Raw genomic sequence first — 17,662 nt, forward strand, 5'->3', positions numbered from 1 at the left:
AATAAGGGTATCCCTGACCGATTAAAATCGGCGCCGGGATACCCTTATTTTGTTTATTTCACTTTAGGGCTTGTTACACTAGCATAATAATCGAGCACATTTTTGATGATCACAGCTGCTTCAGCTCTTGTGGCCGAAGCTGTCGGATGCATTTCTCCACCACTGCCTCCATTAACAATACCAAGATCTTTGAAGGCATAGACCGCTTCTTTAGCATAACCTGCGATAGAAGCATCATCTGGGAAGTCATGGTTTATCGCTTGCGGCAATTCAACATTCAGTTTCTTCAATGCATTGAATAGAATTACACACAAGTCCTGACGGCTAATGCTGCTATTTGGAGCAAACATTCCATTACCGATACCGTTGATCAGCTGATTAGAAGTACCAATCTCAACATAGTTTTTATACCAAGCATCTTTCAGAACGTCAGTAAATTGCTTTTGATTCTCACCCATGCTGAAGTTGAAACTTTTTACTACCATGGCAACAAACTCGGCACGGTTTACCTTCCCGCTTGGATCAAAGCTTCCGTCTGTGCGTCCGCCGATAATATTTCTCTCCATCAGCGCTGCAATTGCGGATTCTGCCCAAGTAGGAATTAGAGCAGCATCTTTGAATTTATTCTTGAGCTCTTGTCTGATTAGTTCCGGTGTCTTAGTTTTTTCATCTGTTTTTGGAGTCTGCTGTTCTCCAGGTTTTATGACTTCTCCAGGAATCGACGGTACTGAAGGTACCGCTGGGGTAGTCGGTGTTGGTGTGTTTGGTTGACCGCTATCTCCACCTGATCCGCCGCTGTAAGGTTTAACGATCACAGAAATCTGCACCTTCAGACCAAGCGGATTACCTACACCCTCCGGCAAGATCAGATCCCCCTTGATAGTGTATGTTCCTTCCGCATTACCGTTATAGCCTTCCTTGTTCCACTGAACAGAAATGACCCTATTCACCTCGGTATTTAGAGTTACAGATACTGACGCTGGCAGCTCCAGCGCGTCAAATCCGGTACCGTAAGCAACGCTCTTACTTGCTAGTGCTTGCACTGCCGTAATCTCCGGAGTCGTAACGATCTCTGGCAGTACATCGATCTTAATGGTTGCCTTCAGGTTCTTTGGATTGCTGATCCCTTCCACAGGTACTAGCGCACCATTCAGGATATAAGTCCCCTGTTTATCGCCATTGTAACCTTCATCGTTCCATTCAATGGATATCTCCTTGGTCTCCCCGTTATTCAATGTAGCTTTAATTGAAGATGGCAGCTTCAATCCATGAAATGGAGTCCCGAATGGAACGCTCTTACTTTCCAAATCCTGCACGGCGGTAATCTCAGCAATACGAATCACCTCCGGCATTACCTGAATGGTGATGGAAGCTTTCAGATCATTCGGATTAATCATTCCTTCTTCCAGAACCATAGTACCGTTCAGTACGTATGATCCTTCTGCATTACCGTTATAACCAGTAGGGCTCCATTGAACAACAAGTTCCTTCATCTCGTACGTATCCAGTGTTACTGTAACTGAAGATGGCAATTCCAACTTATCAAAGGCGGTGCCAAACTCAACATTCTTACCCTCCAGCTTCTCAACTTTAGTAATCTGGATAGGTTTAGTGCCCTCTGGCAGTACAACCACTGTTATAGAAACAGTTTGATGGGTACTGTTCAACACACCCTCTGGTAGCTCAAAGCTGCCTGCAAGCGTATAATTCCCAGCTTTGCCGCCGTTATAATCTTTACCGTCCCATTGTACAGGCAAGTGAATTACCTTTTTGTTGCCCAATGTCGCTTCCACTGTAGCAGGTAGATTCAATTCTCCTTCAGCAGTCCCGAACGGTACACTTAGTAGTTGCGGCTGAACAATCGATACAATGTCTCTGGCATGGGTATCCTCTGTCCATTTGGCATAATACACCGTGCTTCTATTCAATACTGTCTCTGCGGTTAATGCATTACCGGTCCCTTCTTTATTATCAAACCAGCCATCAAAAATGTAACCTTCACGTTCCGGTGCCATAGGTAAGCTACTTAATGCTTCACCTTTAAGTGCGGTTACCTTAGTAGGCGACGGTGCGTCCAGATAATTCTGATCGAAGGTTACTTCAATCGGCTCAGCATAAATGAGTTCAACATATTGCAAATTAGCATTTAATCCGTTAAAAATCATATACACATTTTGTTTTCCAGTCACTTTGCTTCTGTCTAGGAAGGTTTCCGCTGTCAAATAATGATCAATATAAGAATTTCCGGGCGTTTGCTTGGTGCTTGCCATGCCATAATTTCCCCAAGCAGCGCCTGCTTTCTGAGCAAAACTAATGCTTGCAAATTCATTACCAAGTTCAAAAGAACCTCCGCCGCTGTAAGCATCAGCGTATGCTCTTCCTGTTGTGGTAGCTCGTTTAACTGGTTTACCCGTATTGTCCGCCTCTGTATAGAACTTAAAGGATGGAGAGGTTCCGCCTTCACGGGCATACTGCACTCTGACTTCCACAAGATTGGTCAAGTCAACCTGACCGAAATAAACAAGGTCATTAGAATTGACATAGCTCATGGCCTCCGTGCCACTTTCAAATCTGAACTGGGTATTGGTTGCATAAATCCATGGTGCATTATAAGGATAAATTCTAATACCGTTCTCTACCTTCAACGTTTCTCTCGGAGCAATATTGATCGGCATGGACGATAGGCTCAGATCTGTTATAGCCGTTTTCAAAGAAGCTATGGCCTCTGCAACAACCTCATCGTTGATCGGCTCGGCAAGAACAGCCTTGACCTCTTCCAGCACAGCGTTGAATTTGAGCTTTTTGTAAGCTGTGTATGCACTCATATCGATGTTTTGAGCAGCCTTGATATCCGCATCTAACGCAGATGTGTCTACATTGTCCTGCTTTAACTGAAAGGTTAGCCAGTTCAAGTCAATGCCAGCACTCTCAAATACAATTCTAAGGGTATGCTCGCCCTCCGACAGATGAATATCAGGGATTCTGAAGGTTTTCCATACCCCTTTAGTCGTGGTAAGGTCAAAGGTTCCCAGTAGCTTATCGCCATCATAGACGCCAAAGGACATTTGGGCGACATCCGATTGACTGGAACGAATTCGTGATGTGACTTTGTACATGCCTTCTTTCTCCACATTTACCTTATAGGAAATGGCTTCACCTTTGCTTGTGTTGGTGTAGCATAATCCGCCGTCTACATCATTGCTGCTTACCGGCGTGATTATTGGAGTAATGGAGGCAAATTCCGTTTCAGCTACTTTCAATTTAGTATTTTTCCCAATCTTCTTTACTGCCAAAGCTACATCACTATTGATTCTGACATAATCAAAATCAACAATAAATGGATCTGTGAGAGTCTGACTTCCGTTGGACGCAAGTAACCCAAACTTCGGATTGGCATAATTCGCAGTTGTACTGCCTAGTGAAATATATTCCTTGCCGTCAGCGCTGACATAACCGGAGTAGCTGTTACCTATTTTTTTCAGCCGTAAATATAGCTCTTTCTTTTCTCCGAAAATACTAGTGAGCTGACTGGCAGACAGTTGTCCGATGGTAACAGGCTCCGTGCCTCCGGTTTCTTTGGTCATGCCAATGATCTTGCCGCTACTGTATTCATACTTCACCCAGATATAGTTATTGTTATCCTGTGAAGCTGTGATGCCAACGCCGTTATAATTTTGATTTGGCGCTTTGCTCATATTAATTTTTACGGTTGCTTCCCAGTTGCCGAAGGCTTCCTGCTGGAAATAGTTCTTCAAATCTGCATGATCACTCCAGAAGTCCCCTCTTTCAGCGATGATTCTCAAATTGCCGGGAGCAGTGCTCAAAGACCAATTTTTGTTGTTTTCTGTATTGGTAGCAGTCTCTTTATTAATCGTCCAGAAGTTGCTTAAACTCGTAGTGTCGAACTCATCGCTCTGTGGTGTCGTACCAAACTGTATCACATAGGAATTCGCCTGATCGGAGCTGATACATTTGATCGTCACTCTTTTATTGATGAGATCTACATTGGCTGTCGCTTTTACACCATCATTCGATTCAAACGTAACTTTAGGTAAAGCAGCCCCGTTACTGAGACCTACATCATAACTGAACCTGGTCTGCGCAAAGCCCTCAAGCGGCTTACCATCAATCGAGATACTCTTTAAATAAGCATAGGTCGGATTCTCAAAAATCGGTTCCAAGCCTTCCTCCGAAGTGAAGATAACCTTGTAGATCCGTTTCTCTCCTCCGGCCGAAGCAGTAATTACAGCAGCCGGTCTATCTTTATCGGCTTGTCGTACACTTACGTCTACACCGGCTGTCGCCGTAGCTTTGACTTCAGGGTAGCTGCTTATTTCAGTCGTTTCACCAAACGCCTTATAGTCGAGTTTCAATGGATTAAATATCTTGATCTTTTTGCCGCCTACCGTAATCTCGGAGAGCTGCGGATCACCCGATTTGTCCGTATTCACCCGGAACCAATCTTTTCCCGGCGTGTAATTGACCACGTAATCAATCTTTGCCGTTCTTGCAAAGGCTGGAGATTGCATCAAGAAGCTCGTGATATTCTTAGCAGAACGCTGCAATTCTCCTAAAGTCAGACTGCCGTTAGCAAGCGATGTCATCGTATTAAAGGTACTGTTATTCCGGTTCTTATGCGTTTCTGCATAATCGTTCGGAATTACCATGTAAAGATCGTTTTGGGCACGAACCATAGCTTTGCCATTGGTTTCATCATAACGATTGGTAGTGGCATAGAAGCCCTGGTCCTCACTCATCTTCGCCCACCAGTCTGTCATGACAATACCGTCAAAGCCCCATTCTCCGCGAAGGATGGTGGTATTCAGATCATAGTTACTGGAAGCCCAAGTACCGTTTACCGGACCATAGGACGTCATCACTGAACGCGCCTTTCCACTCTTCACAGCCATTTCATAACCTTTCAAATAAATCTCGCGCAGCGCTCTTTCAGAGACAAGTGCATTCACAAGATGTCTATCCGTTTCCTGATTGTTCGCAGCGAAATGCTTAATCGTTGGTGCCGTACCGTTCTTCTGAAGACCCCTTGTCTGTGCAGCAGCCATGATGCCTGTCAGTAACGGATCCTCCGAAAAATACTCGAAGTTTCTCCCGTTCAGGGGACTTCTGTGGATATTGATTCCCGGTCCTAGCAGCGTATCAATATTGTTAATCAACATTTCTTTGCCAAGAAGATCGAATAATCTTTCATTGAGCTCCGTGTTCCACGTACAAGCAAGCATCGTCCCGTTCGGGATACTGGTTGCCTTCTCTGCATTGGTCTCCATCCGGATGCCTGAAGGGCCGTCTGCCGCACTGTCGATAGGGAGTCCGAATTTCAGCAGATTTTTAGTGACACCACCAAAGGCGGCAGCGGTGCCAGCAGTAACTTTAGGGCTGGACATCCCTTCCCCTAAAATAATGGCCCCTAGATCGTTGTTGGACAATTGTGCGATGAACTGGTCCATAGTCACTTTTTGATTGTATACATCCAATAGGGTATAACCCTTGTCCCCAGTTTGTGGAATGGACGCAGGGAGATTCTGTTTAATTCTCTCATCCAAGTTGGTAGTTCTTATCGGTACCTTTTCAGTAACAGTGGTAAAAGTACCATTTCCATTCGGCTGACCTGGTTTGATGCGATCAAATTCCTTAGTAGGCGCGAGCGCTTCCTGCAAGGTTTCTACAACCTTCAAAGTATTTAGACTGTATACTCCTTGCTTTACGCTGTCACTTACACTGTTGCCTACATAAATATTATAGTCACCAGCTTCTAGGACATAAGATGAATCATGACCTGTAATTCCGCTGTCATCATATGAAGCCATATCTTTGGTGTCATATGTGATGGTGATTGACTGTGCTTCCCCAGGCTGTAGCAGCCGGGTCTTAGCAAAAGCAGCAAGCTCCTTGACCGGTTTACCAAGTTTACCTTGTGGTGCACCGTAATAAATCTGTACAACTTCTTTGCCTTCCACCTTACCTGTATTCTGAACAGTTACAGTCACCGCAACCTCATTCTCACCAGCAGTGACATTGTCAGTAGTGATCTTGAAATTGGTATAGGACAACCCGTAACCAAATGGATAGAGCACCTTATCTGGAGCAAAGGTCTCAAAATACCGATAACCAACATAAATATCCTCACTATAAGAATTCTCAGTTTTGCTGCCAAAATGTGCAGTAGAAGGATAGTCAGCAAGTGTAGCTGCAATCGTATCGCTCAATTTACCGCTTGGCGTAACGTCTCCGGTCAGCACATCAGCTACTGCGCTCCCCCCTTCCATCCCCCCTTGCCATGTATACAAAATAGCAGCTTTGGGATAGTTTTTAGCCCATGACATATCGATAACGTTGGCTACGTTCAATACGATGGCCACTCGGTCGAATTTGGCATAGACCCGGTCAAGCATATCAACTTCAAGGTCTGTCAGCTTATAGGCACCCTTGACGTCCGTATTATCCTTATCTTCACCGGCTGTTCTGCCGATGATGACCACAGCAGCATCCGTTTTTGCTTTTGCTGCATCCACAATTTCATCGGTTAAAGGCATTTCCGCCTGGGACCATGGCTCTGCTGCCCAGCCACCACCGCCGTTGTTGAAAGGATTCTTTTTGATCCAGTCGGCGTAGACCTTCGCCAGCTCTTCATTTAACTTGAGACTGGGATTGTTCCGAAGCCCCTCCAGAATCCCGTTCACATAATCTACCCTTACAGCACCCCCAGATCCTGTGCCTGACTTGTAATAATGCGCTTGTATGCGGCCAAATACAGATACATTTTCACTCTTCTTGATAGGGAGCACTTGTTCATTCTCATTTACTTCTGACCCTGCTAGTTTATACTCCGGATTTTGCAGCAGCACGATACCTTCAGCGGCCACTTCCCGGGATACATCCGCTAAACCCGGGAGAACCTTGGCCATAACGGTAGAACTGGTACCAGGCGTTATGATTGAGGTTATCAGAATGCAGCAGAATAATATTTTAAGTAAGCGATTACAATTATTCCTCATACTTATCACCATTCCTTTCGATTAAGGTACAGCTTAGGATAATGGGTCATCGTAAAATATTCACTTCATAAATCAATAGGATGAATTTTCTTTCAGGAAGGAGTTATTCTCTAAAAATAATTTGCGCCAGCCGCTGTGGAGTAAGGCTTATTCAAAGATCAAGTAAGTTACAGAACAGAACAAATCAGAATAAATCTAAACCGGTTTAGATTTTGTGCATAATTCCCCTCTATTTCCCTGTTTTTTTGAGGAAGAACAGTACCAACTAACCCATCTTACAAATTAAAACGTGCGAAAATGTTCATTGATTCCCCCTTTACTTTTGAACTCACATTGAATACTATCATCAGAATTATCATCCTAACATAGAAAATCCTCATAGATTTATTGAATATACTCATATATCACAAAGACAACAAGATCCAAGCAAACCGTCGCAAAAGGAAAAACAAAAGGACAGCCCCGCGGCTGTCCCTTAATCCCTATTTACACATGTCCCTGCTTAGCAACATCCCGTGCCTTGGCTGCCACCTGTTCCGGATCACCTAAATAAAAGCGGCTGATTGGATTAATGTCCTCATCCAGTTTGTACACGAGGGGCACACCGGTAGGAATATTGAGCTCCAGCAGTGCTGCCTCATCAATATCCTCCATAAATTTGATCAACGCTCGCAGCGTATTTCCGTGAGCTGAAATAAGCACTCTTTCCTTTTTACGCACAAGGGGGACAATGCGGTTTCTCCAGAAATCGCCCACACGATGAACAGTATCCTCCAGACTCTCGCCACGCGGGATATCTTCCGGGCGAGCACTGCTGTAGCGAATATCGTTTCTGGCATACCGGGGATCATCCAGCTCCAGCAGAGGGGGCCGAACCGATAAACTGCGTCTCCAGAGATGCAATTGTTCTTCACCGTATTTTATCGCCGTTTCACTTTTACTGAGTCCCTGAAGTGCGCCGTAATGCCGTTCGTTTAGCTTCCAGGACTTTTGCACAGGAATCCACAGCAGATCCATTTCATCAAGAACATAGTTAAGTGTTTTGATCGATCGTTTGAGTACCGAGGCAAAAGCAAGATCAAACGTATACCCTTCATCCTTCAATAGCTTGCCAGCAGCCTTGGCCTCTTGAATACCCTTCTCGGTTAAATCGGGGTCACTCCAGCCCGTAAACAAATTCTGCACATTGTACTGGCTTTCACCATGACGTATAAGCACGATTTCGTACATTTTCTCTCTCCTCCCACCTATAGCTCTAGAACTCTGTCACGTGTGATTTTTACGATGCATTACAAGAATAATACTCTCCTTAGTAATAACCCATTCACTCAAATAAATATCGACTACTAGCCAACATTGGACTTTTGAAACATCATCTGATGCGAGGTGTTGATTTAATTGCAGAATGCGCAACAGATCATCCTTATTTTAACTCGTAAAAAGATTTCGTTGTACTTCGTGCAATAGATCACCGTGATAATCTTTAGAATCGGTGTTTCCCCTGCATTTGATTGTAAGATGTGCAACAGAATGCAAAATTACCCTCAAAGGAGTTCATTCTATTGTATAAAATACAACGTTAAGGATGATTAACCCTTCAGTTTGCCAAAAAAACCGGCAGCCTGTTGGCCCCGGTTATTTAAAGTCTTTGGTCATATCCAGCGTTGATATACCTGCTTGCTTAGTTTAGAACCAGCTATCTATGGCAAAAGCACTCGACTGTTTTAATCGTTTTAAACGGTTTCTAAAAATCCTTGCGCCTCCACTTTTACAATCAGTGTTGCAGATTCGGCGTCTGATCACCATCCTATGTGTCTCCCCTTCCAAGATGTTATGTAAATTCTCTGTAAACTAAACTGCAAAGTATTTACCCTTGGATGACATATCTGAAACAAAGCATGGAAATCAGCGGATCTCGGATGGACTTTTTCCGGTGTATTGCTTGAACTGGCGGCTAAAAAAGAAAATATCACGATATCCAAGAGCATCCGCTACCTCAGTCACATTCATTCCTGCGTAAAGCAGCAAATGCTGAGCACGCTCAATCCGGGCACGGATGACATAAGATTGAACGGATGAGCCGGTAAGCTCCTTGAACTTAATTGAAAAATACCGCGGTGACAGCCCTGCACGTGCAGCAAGATCCTCTACGCGATGCGGAATTCCGGGATGCTGGCTCACATAGTTCGCTATTTCGTGAATAATCTCTGTTAAATGGTTGCTAGCATAACGTTCTACAGGCTTCACTCGGTCCTCCCTAAGCAGATGAATCATTAGTTGTTTTAGAACAAGCTGCCCTTCTTCCTCAGCCGCGTACGTATCCACTAAGAATAGTCGAACGTAACGAGCAAGCAGATGCTCAAATTCAACCGTTTCTGCAAGTACGCGATAGGGCAGCGGAATCTCCGTCACCTCTCCCGTGACATCAAAATGAATATATGTAAGGACAAGCGGTCGTTGCGGATTATGAGTAGCGCTTGTATGGTCACCCGGACGGAACAAGAAGCAGCTACCCTTGCCCACTTGGAAGGGTTCCCCGTTACGTATAACCGTCCCTTCCCCGCTCCATACATAGAATAAATCATAATTTTGCAGCGACTTCTCTCTTTTTTGCCATTTCCAGCTTGGTTCGCACACAATCTTCGCCAAGGCAGGTAATATAACAAAAGAGGACGGCGATGCGTGCAGCATAACGTTCCCTCCTAAAAGTTTTGTTAGCATAATCTTCTTGAGTTACTTCGCAAAACTCTCTTCGTAAGCATCCACTAAGTTTTGTTAGCATAATCTACTTTGAGTTACTTCGCAAAACTTGCTTCGCAAGCGTTCACTTCGTTTTGTTAGCATAATCTACTTGAGTTCCTTCGCAAAACTAACTTCGTTTTGCTTTCCATCCCCACCATCATACCTTGTCATGTTGCACTTTGTACATCTTCCCATGCCAAAAGCAGGCGCTTTACTCCTTCTTCCAGCTCCACTGCACTCAGATGGGCAAAAGCAAAACATGCGGCTGGTTCCCCCTGCGAAACTTGATATAACGCCGCATCTCTGAAATCTGTACCGCGCCTGCGCGCCGCCGAACGGAATGCTACGAATTCTTCGCGACTGCGTAGCCACCGTGCATATACTTGCAGCCCCGCATCTCCGGGTAGCAGCTCAAACAGCTCTTTAAGCTGTTCTGTCAGCAGAGCCCTAAGAATACGGCCGCGCTCGCCGTAAATACGGGTCATCCGACGTAGATGACGACCATAACCGCCAGTATTCATAAACCGCGCTAACGCACGCTGTTCTAGGAGTCCTACTGGTGAGGGCTCATACAGCGCCTTTGCGGCGATCGTCGGTTTCACCAGAGAGGGAGGAAGCACGGCAAAGCCAAGCCGAAGGCCAGAGAACATCGTATTTGAGAAGGAGCCAATATACACAACCCGATCTCCGCGATCTAGCGCTTTTAAAGGCTCAATTGGACGCCCTGACCACCGAAACTCACTGTCATAATCATCTTCAATAATAAGCGCATCATGCTGCTGCGCCCATTCCAGTAAGGTCCGCCGTCTTTCCAAGGGTAGTACGACGCCTGTAGGAAATTGACGACTCGGTGTAACAAACAACAAGCGTGCATCCCAATCCTCCGGGATAAGCCCGCTTCCATCCAGCTTGCCACTCAGCAATTGACCTCCAGTGATCTCTACCGCTCGGCGAATCCCATGAAAACCCGGGTCCTCTACGACAGCCGAACCTCCCGCATCTAGCAGCAGCTGGGTCAATATAACGATGCCTTGCATCGAACCGCTAAACAATACGATATGCTCAGCATCCGCACGAATTCCGCGGGTAATCCGCAAATGCGCAGCAATAGCTTTCCGAAGTCCTGCATCACCTTGAGGCGGACAAGTGCTCTGCAACAATCCGCCTTCTTTGCCTCCGGCATAAGACAACGCACTGCGCCATTCGGAATACGGAAAATGCTCCATCCGCATACCACTGCTCAGGAAGCTCACAACATGCTTGCTACTTTGCTCATATAAGGGTGTCGGACGCGCGAGCAGTCTCCTGCCCCATGCTGATAGGGGGATTGTTGTCTTAGTTAATCCGCTTACTCCAGCCGCTGATTCCGAAGCCTTATTTTCACCCTTATTATTACCAGAAGCTGAAGAGAAGCTATCCTCCGATACGAATGTCCCCCGCCCAGTCACCGTCCTTACATAACCATCAGCGAGCAACATGTCATACACCTGCGAGACCGACCCGCGCGACATGTCATAGTGCATTGCCAGACTTCGTGTAGAAGGAAGCTGAGTGCTGCCTGGGAGAGTTCCCTCCAATATTGCAGCGCGGAGCGCGTGATATAGCGCTAGATATTTGTAACGGTATATCGCTAGATATTGATCGTATGCCAGCGTGATATTCATTGTTCCCTCCTTGGCCCGCAAGTGGCCCATTAAAAACAATCTTAATTGGTACTTTTTAATTGTCAACCACTCTACTATTCTTGAAAGAACATCTACATCGGAGCAAACGCTCTACACTATTAAGAAAAGGACGTGATCCCTATGCGCAGAAAAGAATTTCAAGTAGATCAGGAGGAAGAATTGGTCTCTTTTCTAAACGGAATGAGCTTCGGTTTTCTCGGGACAAGCGATGAACAGGGGCTGCCGAGGGTGACTCCGCTGAATTTTGTATATACAGGTGGGTGTTTCTATTTTCACGGCAGTCATGCTGGTGGCAAAATGAAGGCGATCCGCAATCAACAGAAGGTCTGCTTTACTGTAGCGGATGAGTATGCACTGATTCCGTCTTATTTTAGCGATCCAGAGATGGCCTGCCCAGCAACCGCGTATTTTAAAAGTGTTACAGCCTACGGCACAGCCGAGCCTGTCGAAGACATTAGCGAAAAAGCCACCGTGCTCTCCTTATTTATGAATAAGCTTCAGCCCGAGGGTGGTTATGATCCCATTGATGCGGAAGACCCTAGGTACCGTTCCCGTCTAAAGGGAGTTGCCGTTGTACGTATTACCCCCGATGAGATCACTGCGAAGTTTAAGTTTGGGCAAAATTTAAAAGAAGAAGGACGTTCTGGAGTCATCTCCGGTCTGTCTGAAAGAAATCATCCACGGGATGCAGAAACCATTGAAATGATGAAAAAATACTGCCCCTACCACTCCGAATAATATATAGGATAGACCTGATTCTCATACAAAAATGGGCATTATGTATAGTGTAAAACTTATACTTCTTTAAATTTTAAAAAAACGTATCTTTCCAAGTGACGGTTGCAAGCCGCGGTGATATAATGTTAGGCAATGTTAACAGTATGTTATCCCCAAAGAACCCTGGAAGGATGAAACTGATGAATCCACTAGCTGGACAATTGAACGAAAGCATCAAAGCAGGAAATGAACATGTGTATGATATGCTCTCTACGCTTGGCAAAGAAATTTACTTCCCTAAGGAGGGCATTCTGAGCCAATCCGCTGAAGCAGGTGCTCACGCCAAGAAATACAATGCAACCATCGGGATTGCCACCGAAGGCGGCGTGCCTATGCACCTCGGCATCATTCAGGATAAGCTCTCTGCTTACAATCCTAAGGATCTGTATAGCTATGCTCCACCGGCAGGTAAACCTGAGCTACGTACTGTATGGCGTGAAAAAATGCAACGTGAAAACCCATCACTTGAAGGGAAATCCTTCAGTAATCCTGTTGTGACCAATGCCCTGACTCATGGGCTTAGCATTGTGGCTGACCTCTTCGCAGAGCCAGGCGACGCGATTATCTATCCAGATAAGAACTGGGAAAACTATGAACTAACCTTCGGAATCCGCCGTCATGGGGAGACTGTTAACTATCCACTTTTCACAGAAGAAATGACCTTTAACAGTGCGGGTCTTGAAGAAGCGCTGCTGGCTCAAAAAGAACGCGGAAAAGCGATCGTTCTGCTGAACTTCCCTAACAATCCTACTGGATATACTCCAGGGATGAAGGAAGGCGATGAAATCGTCGCTGCAATCCTTCGTGCGGCTGAAGAAGGTATTAACGTGGTTGTCGTAAGCGATGACGCCTACTTCGGACTGTTCTTTGAAGATTCACTAAAGGAATCATTGTTCGGTAAATTAGCTAATCTTCACCCACGTGTGCTTCCAATTAAGATTGACGGAGCGACTAAAGAGGAGTACGTATGGGGCTTCCGTGTTGGCTTCATCACTTATGCCTCGGAAGATAAGGATCTGCTGGCTGCCTTGGAGCAAAAAACATTAGGCATCATTCGCGCCACCATTTCCAGCGGTGCACATCCTTCGCAGACCTTTGTACTGGATGCACTGAAATCACCGCAATTCGAAGAACAGAAGGATGAAAAGTTCCAAATCATGAAAGGTCGTGCGAATAAAGTAAAAGCGCTGCTAGATAGCGGCAAATACGGCGATGATGTATGGACATATTATCCTTTTAACTCCGGATACTTTATGTGTCTGAAGCTTCATACCGTTTCGGCTGAAGCCCTTCGGCTTCACCTAATTCATAATTACGGACTGGGCACTATCGCTCTCGGAGAAACTGATCTGCGTATTGCCTTCTCTTGTATCGAAGAAGATCAGCTCGAAGATCTATTCGATCTTGTATACGCAGGCGTACGTGATCTGGAAAAAGCTTAACCCATCTTTCATATTCCCTACAATCAGCTCCGCTTTTGCGGGGCTGATTTTTTTCTGGACTCCTCCGGCATTGGCCTATACATGCTTCTCTCTCCGCACATACAATACGATGTACACAAGTACAACACACACCGAAAGGGGAATGAACATGAGCGAAGAAGTAAGAGGCGGATTTAACGGTTGTTGTGGCGGTGGATTCACAAGCACTGGCGCCATTCTGGTTCTCTTTATCCTGCTGGTAATCATCAGCCGTTCACTCTTTGTCTAACTAGAGATGACATTCTGGGGAGAGAGCCTCGAGCTCTTTCCCATTTCCCGTGGTACGTCTCATTCCCCATCAATCATATCCCCACTAAGTTGGGCTTTGCTTCGATGCGTACTCAGGTATGCGGGAGCCCCAATATATACTTTCTGATACGTGAAAAAAAGGCTCTCTCATCCGTAGAATACTCTACTTTTGAGAAAGCCTTTTTATTTTGAAAGAATACCTTACAAATCTTCATCAGCTATCCGTGCCGCTTTGCGGGACAAGTATGCCTTAAACAAAAAGGATACCAGAATACCTGCTGCGAATGTACCGATCACTGGCAGTAGTCGGTCACCAATAGAAGCTAAGAAAGGCAATCCAAGAATCAGTGCCACTACCAAGTGCGCGCGGAATACGAATTGTGTTGTGTTATCCGCCTTACTGCCTTCAGGAAAGGGATACACTGTCAGCCAAAAAGATTCACTATGCAATTTGCGAAGTGCCGACAACTGCACCCCAATAATGAACAGGAAGAACAAATAGATCGCGGTGCCAAAATAACTGTCACGGTTCAACCAATTCAGCAGCAAGGCCAGCACCGAAATCCGCATGATGATTCCGAAGATATCTCCCCGGGCGAAGCTTTTGGTCAGCAAATAGCGGTAAGCCGTATCCTTGCGCCAAGGCAGCCGAGCCCCCCATTTGGAAAGATATCGTCGAGGATACACCCGCTGCTCACGGCCTGGTACATCCACGAACCACCCCAGAACCATCAGCGCGCGTCCACCTTGATTCTTTTCCATGGTGATTAGTCTTTCCCAAGGCACGGCGTGACGTGCAGGCACAGACAATGCAACCAGATAGGCTACTGCTAAGAGTGCCATAAATATCAGGCTTCTACCAGCAGGCTGCCACAACCAAGCAGCTATAATTAATCCTCCTACTGCCCAGCGTAAGAACGTGAATATGCCAGCCATCGGACGCGACAGCATAGCTATCTCTTTCCATAAGCCGTAACTCGCGATTAGCTTCACAGCGATCAGAATCAATATTGTAAATAACAGTCGCTTAGGAGAGTCATCTGTACGTATGTACAACGGCCAAAGCGTAATGAGTACAAATAACAATCGAATAATCTTCCATACGTTTCCACTCACCCACGAAGGTGCGAAATATTCCTTCATTCGGTGTCCTTGAGGCAATAGAAAGATTGTATCCGGGGTCTGCAAATAAGTTCGGAAGCTACTATGTACTGCCGCAGGCAGTAGTATTGCAAGCATAATCCAACGGATGGGAATACCTTCTGGTACATTCTGTAACAACGATGTATACCAAGCTGAGAAGACAATCAACACAAAGAGGAAGACCATCGCTACGCCGCTTTGAATGATATATCCCACATAAGGAAGCATACTTCCCATGAATCGACCTCGCCGCGTGCGCCGCAGCTCTTTCAAATCCATATTATTTCCCTCCCTGAACCAGCTCGTAGAACAGCTGCTCCAAAGTCAGCCCCTGTAGTCCAGTGGTTGCCGCTATTTCTGCCAGCGTTCCCTGAGCAATCACCTTACCTTTATGCAGCACTATAAAGCGGTCGCAATAATTCTCAATGGTAGAAAGAATATGAGAGCTTAGCAGAATAGAGGAGCCCGATTTTTTCAGATCCATCATGAAATCAAGCAGAGAGCGTATCCCAAGCGGGTCCAGCCCTAAAAAAGGCTCGTCGATCACATATAACGCAGGACGTGCCACGAAAGCACACATGATCATGACCTTCTGCTTCATCCCTTTAGATAGATGAGTCGACAACGTGTCCATCTTATCTTCCATATGGAACAGCTTGGCTAAATGTAAGGTGCGGGTTTCGTAATCACTTTGTTCTACCCCATACGCTCTTGCTGTAAATTCAACATGCTCGCGTACCGTCATTTCATCATATAGAAGAGGCGATTCAGGTACAAAAGTTAACGCATTGTGATATCCGATGGGATCTTCAGCACGGGTCTTACCCTTTACTGTAATATCGCCCTTGTGGGGCGACATCAATCCTAAAATATGCTTCATGGTCGTACTTTTCCCTGCTCCATTTAAACCAATCAAGCCAACCATTTCGCCAGGCTGCACCTGAAGAGCAATATCATGCAGCACCGGCTTATTCAGGCTGTATCCACCACTGAGGCCCGTAATTTGCAATACGGGAGAGTTATTCATTGACCGTCACCTCTCGGAGTTTTGTCTTTCAACCACTTTGGCGCTCCCTTATTCTTACGGTTCTTCTCACGTTCCGCATTGCTGCTGCGTTTACTCCGGGCAGGAGTTGCACCTCCACGCGCACCTGCGGAAGGATTCACACTACGCTGAGAATCGCGCTGAGGTTCTCCGCTTGCCTCGTTTGTATGAATCGTAGCCAGTCTTTTGGCAGGTTGCTGGCTTGTTCCGGCTGCTGGCGACTGCACGACTGCATTCCCAGATGTTCGTGCCTGTGGTCTGCTGCTCTGCGGAGAAGCTCCATCGCGGCGTTGTCCACTGCTCTCATTGCGTCCCCGCCCACTACTCAAAGCGTTGCGCGCTTCATCTGCTGCTAGCACCTTGCCACCGACCATTTCCCGCTCTTCAAGGGCAATATCCAGCTCACGGGCAAATTTACGCATGATAAAGGTCTGCTGCTCTGTCACAATCGTTACGGATAGTCCGCGTTTTCCCATCCGACCCGTACGACCCGCACGGTGTACATAATGCTCGGAATCAAACGCAGGATCGAAACTGACTACCAGTGACAAATTCTCAATATCCAGTCCTCTGGCTGCTACATCACTGGCAACGAGTACACGGAATTTCCCCTCGCGGAAACGTGACAATACATTACTACGTGTTACCTTATCAGCATCACCGTAAAGGGCCGCTGCGGTTAGTCCAAGATGGTTCAGCTTAGCTTCAACCTCTGCAATATCATCTGTAGCATTCACGAACACAATCGCTTTATCCGGATTGTAATGACGGATGACTCGACGCAGCATGTCTATTTTGTTACGTTCTTCAGCGACAACATAATGATGCTCCAAGCTCTCAGCCGTCATTACACCAGGAGCGATGCCAACTTCTGCCGGGTTCTTCATTTCACGATTAGCCAAGGCCTTCGTCTCCGGTCCAATCGTTGCTGACAGCATCACGAGCTGGCGTGAACGCAGCGCACTGCTAACAATTTTCGTTACCTCACCGGCCCCGCTTAACTGGAACATTTGATCCGCTTCATCTAGAACAATCGTGCTGACTTCATGCATCTTCAGCTTGCGAAGTCCGATCAGCTCCCGGATTCGGCCGGGCGTTCCCACAACAAGCTGTGGATGCTCACGCAGTTTGTCGATCTGGCGTTTGATAGCTGCTCCGCCAATGAGGCCCATCACCCGAATCCCGCGGTGTTCACCATAACGTTCTGCCTCGCGTAAGATTTGCATCGCCAGTTCCTGTGTAGGGGCAAGCACCAGCTTTTGGACCACCTTCTGCTCCGGGTTAATCGTTTGAAGCAGGGGCAACAGATAGGCCAAGGTCTTACCCGTTCCAGTCTGGGAAGCAGCAATAACATCTCTTCCCTCCAGCAGAAGTGGAATTGTCTGCTCTTGTACCGGGGATGGGGCGTTAATGCCGAATTCCGACAATCGGGTAACTAGGTCTTCTTGAATGCCGATAGCCGCAAAAGAAGCTTTATTCATAAGTGTAATTCATCCTTTTCGCTTGAGATAATATCTTCATTATATG

10 protein-coding genes are annotated in these 17,662 nt (G+C 46.2%); 3 read left to right on the forward strand and 7 right to left on the reverse strand.

Annotated features, from left to right (window positions below; genetic code table 11):
- Positions 1 to 53: 53 nt before the first annotated feature.
- The 4 genes from NSU15_RS25355 to NSU15_RS25370 form a co-directional block, all read right to left on the reverse strand.
- Entirely contained in the window at positions 54 to 6,923 is a 6,870-nt protein-coding gene (locus NSU15_RS25355; RefSeq protein WP_339287986.1) for a glycoside hydrolase family 3 N-terminal domain-containing protein, read from the reverse strand.
- Positions 6,924 to 7,499: 576 nt separating this feature from the next.
- Positions 7,500 to 8,243 (reverse strand): 2,3-diphosphoglycerate-dependent phosphoglycerate mutase, encoded by a 744-nt coding sequence (gene gpmA, locus NSU15_RS25360; RefSeq protein WP_042130863.1) that lies wholly within the window; start codon positions 8,241 to 8,243, stop codon positions 7,500 to 7,502.
- Positions 8,244 to 8,918: 675 nt separating this feature from the next.
- On the reverse strand, positions 8,919 to 9,704 hold the full coding sequence (locus NSU15_RS25365; protein WP_042130864.1) for an AraC family transcriptional regulator: 786 nt from the start codon (positions 9,702 to 9,704) through the stop codon (positions 8,919 to 8,921).
- A 218-nt stretch (positions 9,705 to 9,922) separates the two neighbouring features.
- Positions 9,923 to 11,419, reverse strand: coding sequence for a PLP-dependent aminotransferase family protein (locus NSU15_RS25370; RefSeq protein WP_339287987.1), 1,497 nt, complete (start codon positions 11,417 to 11,419; stop codon positions 9,923 to 9,925).
- Positions 11,420 to 11,560: 141 nt separating this feature from the next.
- Here NSU15_RS25370 and NSU15_RS25375 point away from each other — a divergent pair, with 141 nt between their 5' ends.
- From NSU15_RS25375 to NSU15_RS25385, 3 genes are all read left to right on the forward strand, one after another.
- Positions 11,561 to 12,178: a pyridoxamine 5'-phosphate oxidase family protein gene (locus NSU15_RS25375; protein ID WP_042130866.1), complete on the forward strand. Its 618-nt coding sequence runs from the start codon at positions 11,561 to 11,563 to the stop codon at positions 12,176 to 12,178.
- A 179-nt stretch (positions 12,179 to 12,357) separates the two neighbouring features.
- A complete protein-coding gene (locus NSU15_RS25380; protein WP_076119492.1) occupies positions 12,358 to 13,659 on the forward strand; it encodes an aminotransferase class I/II-fold pyridoxal phosphate-dependent enzyme in 1,302 nt (433 codons plus the stop codon).
- A 148-nt stretch (positions 13,660 to 13,807) separates the two neighbouring features.
- Positions 13,808 to 13,927, forward strand: a complete 120-nt coding sequence (locus tag NSU15_RS25385) for a YjcZ family sporulation protein (RefSeq protein ID WP_212567871.1) — start codon at positions 13,808 to 13,810, stop codon at positions 13,925 to 13,927.
- Positions 13,928 to 14,148: 221 nt separating this feature from the next.
- Here the strand turns inward: NSU15_RS25385 and NSU15_RS25390 are convergent, their stop codons facing one another.
- The 3 genes from NSU15_RS25390 to NSU15_RS25400 are packed head-to-tail and all read right to left on the reverse strand — an operon-like array spanning position 14,149 to position 17,616.
- Entirely contained in the window at positions 14,149 to 15,369 is a 1,221-nt protein-coding gene (locus tag NSU15_RS25390) for an ABC transporter permease (protein WP_339287989.1), read from the reverse strand.
- 1 nt (position 15,370) lies between these two features.
- Positions 15,371 to 16,117 (reverse strand): ABC transporter ATP-binding protein, encoded by a 747-nt coding sequence (locus NSU15_RS25395; protein ID WP_042130869.1) that lies wholly within the window; start codon positions 16,115 to 16,117, stop codon positions 15,371 to 15,373.
- Entirely contained in the window at positions 16,114 to 17,616 is a 1,503-nt protein-coding gene (locus NSU15_RS25400; RefSeq protein ID WP_339287990.1) for a DEAD/DEAH box helicase, read from the reverse strand. Before NSU15_RS25400 ends, NSU15_RS25395 begins: the two co-directional genes overlap by 4 nt.
- Between the last annotated feature and the right edge of the window lie 46 nt (positions 17,617 to 17,662).

This window comes from Paenibacillus sp. FSL E2-0201, from assembly GCF_037963325.1.
In the GTDB taxonomy this organism is placed as follows: domain Bacteria; phylum Bacillota; class Bacilli; order Paenibacillales; family Paenibacillaceae; genus Paenibacillus_AQ.

Bases quoted from the DNA above. Each gene is read 5' to 3' on its own strand.
- NSU15_RS25355 (WP_339287986.1), bottom strand. From the start codon at position 6,923: ATGGCCAAGGTTCTCCCGGGTTTAGCGGATGTATCCCGGGAAGTGGCC.
- gpmA (WP_042130863.1), bottom strand. From the start codon at position 8,243: ATGTACGAAATCGTGCTTATACGTCATGGTGAAAGCCAGTACAATGTG.
- NSU15_RS25365 (WP_042130864.1), bottom strand. From the start codon at position 9,704: ATGCTGCACGCATCGCCGTCCTCTTTTGTTATATTACCTGCCTTGGCG.
- NSU15_RS25370 (WP_339287987.1), bottom strand. From the start codon at position 11,419: ATGAATATCACGCTGGCATACGATCAATATCTAGCGATATACCGTTAC.
- NSU15_RS25375 (WP_042130866.1), top strand. From the start codon at position 11,561: ATGCGCAGAAAAGAATTTCAAGTAGATCAGGAGGAAGAATTGGTCTCT.
- NSU15_RS25380 (WP_076119492.1), top strand. From the start codon at position 12,358: ATGAATCCACTAGCTGGACAATTGAACGAAAGCATCAAAGCAGGAAAT.
- NSU15_RS25385 (WP_212567871.1), top strand. From the start codon at position 13,808: ATGAGCGAAGAAGTAAGAGGCGGATTTAACGGTTGTTGTGGCGGTGGA.
- NSU15_RS25390 (WP_339287989.1), bottom strand. From the start codon at position 15,369: ATGGATTTGAAAGAGCTGCGGCGCACGCGGCGAGGTCGATTCATGGGA.
- NSU15_RS25395 (WP_042130869.1), bottom strand. From the start codon at position 16,117: ATGAATAACTCTCCCGTATTGCAAATTACGGGCCTCAGTGGTGGATAC.
- NSU15_RS25400 (WP_339287990.1), bottom strand. From the start codon at position 17,616: ATGAATAAAGCTTCTTTTGCGGCTATCGGCATTCAAGAAGACCTAGTT.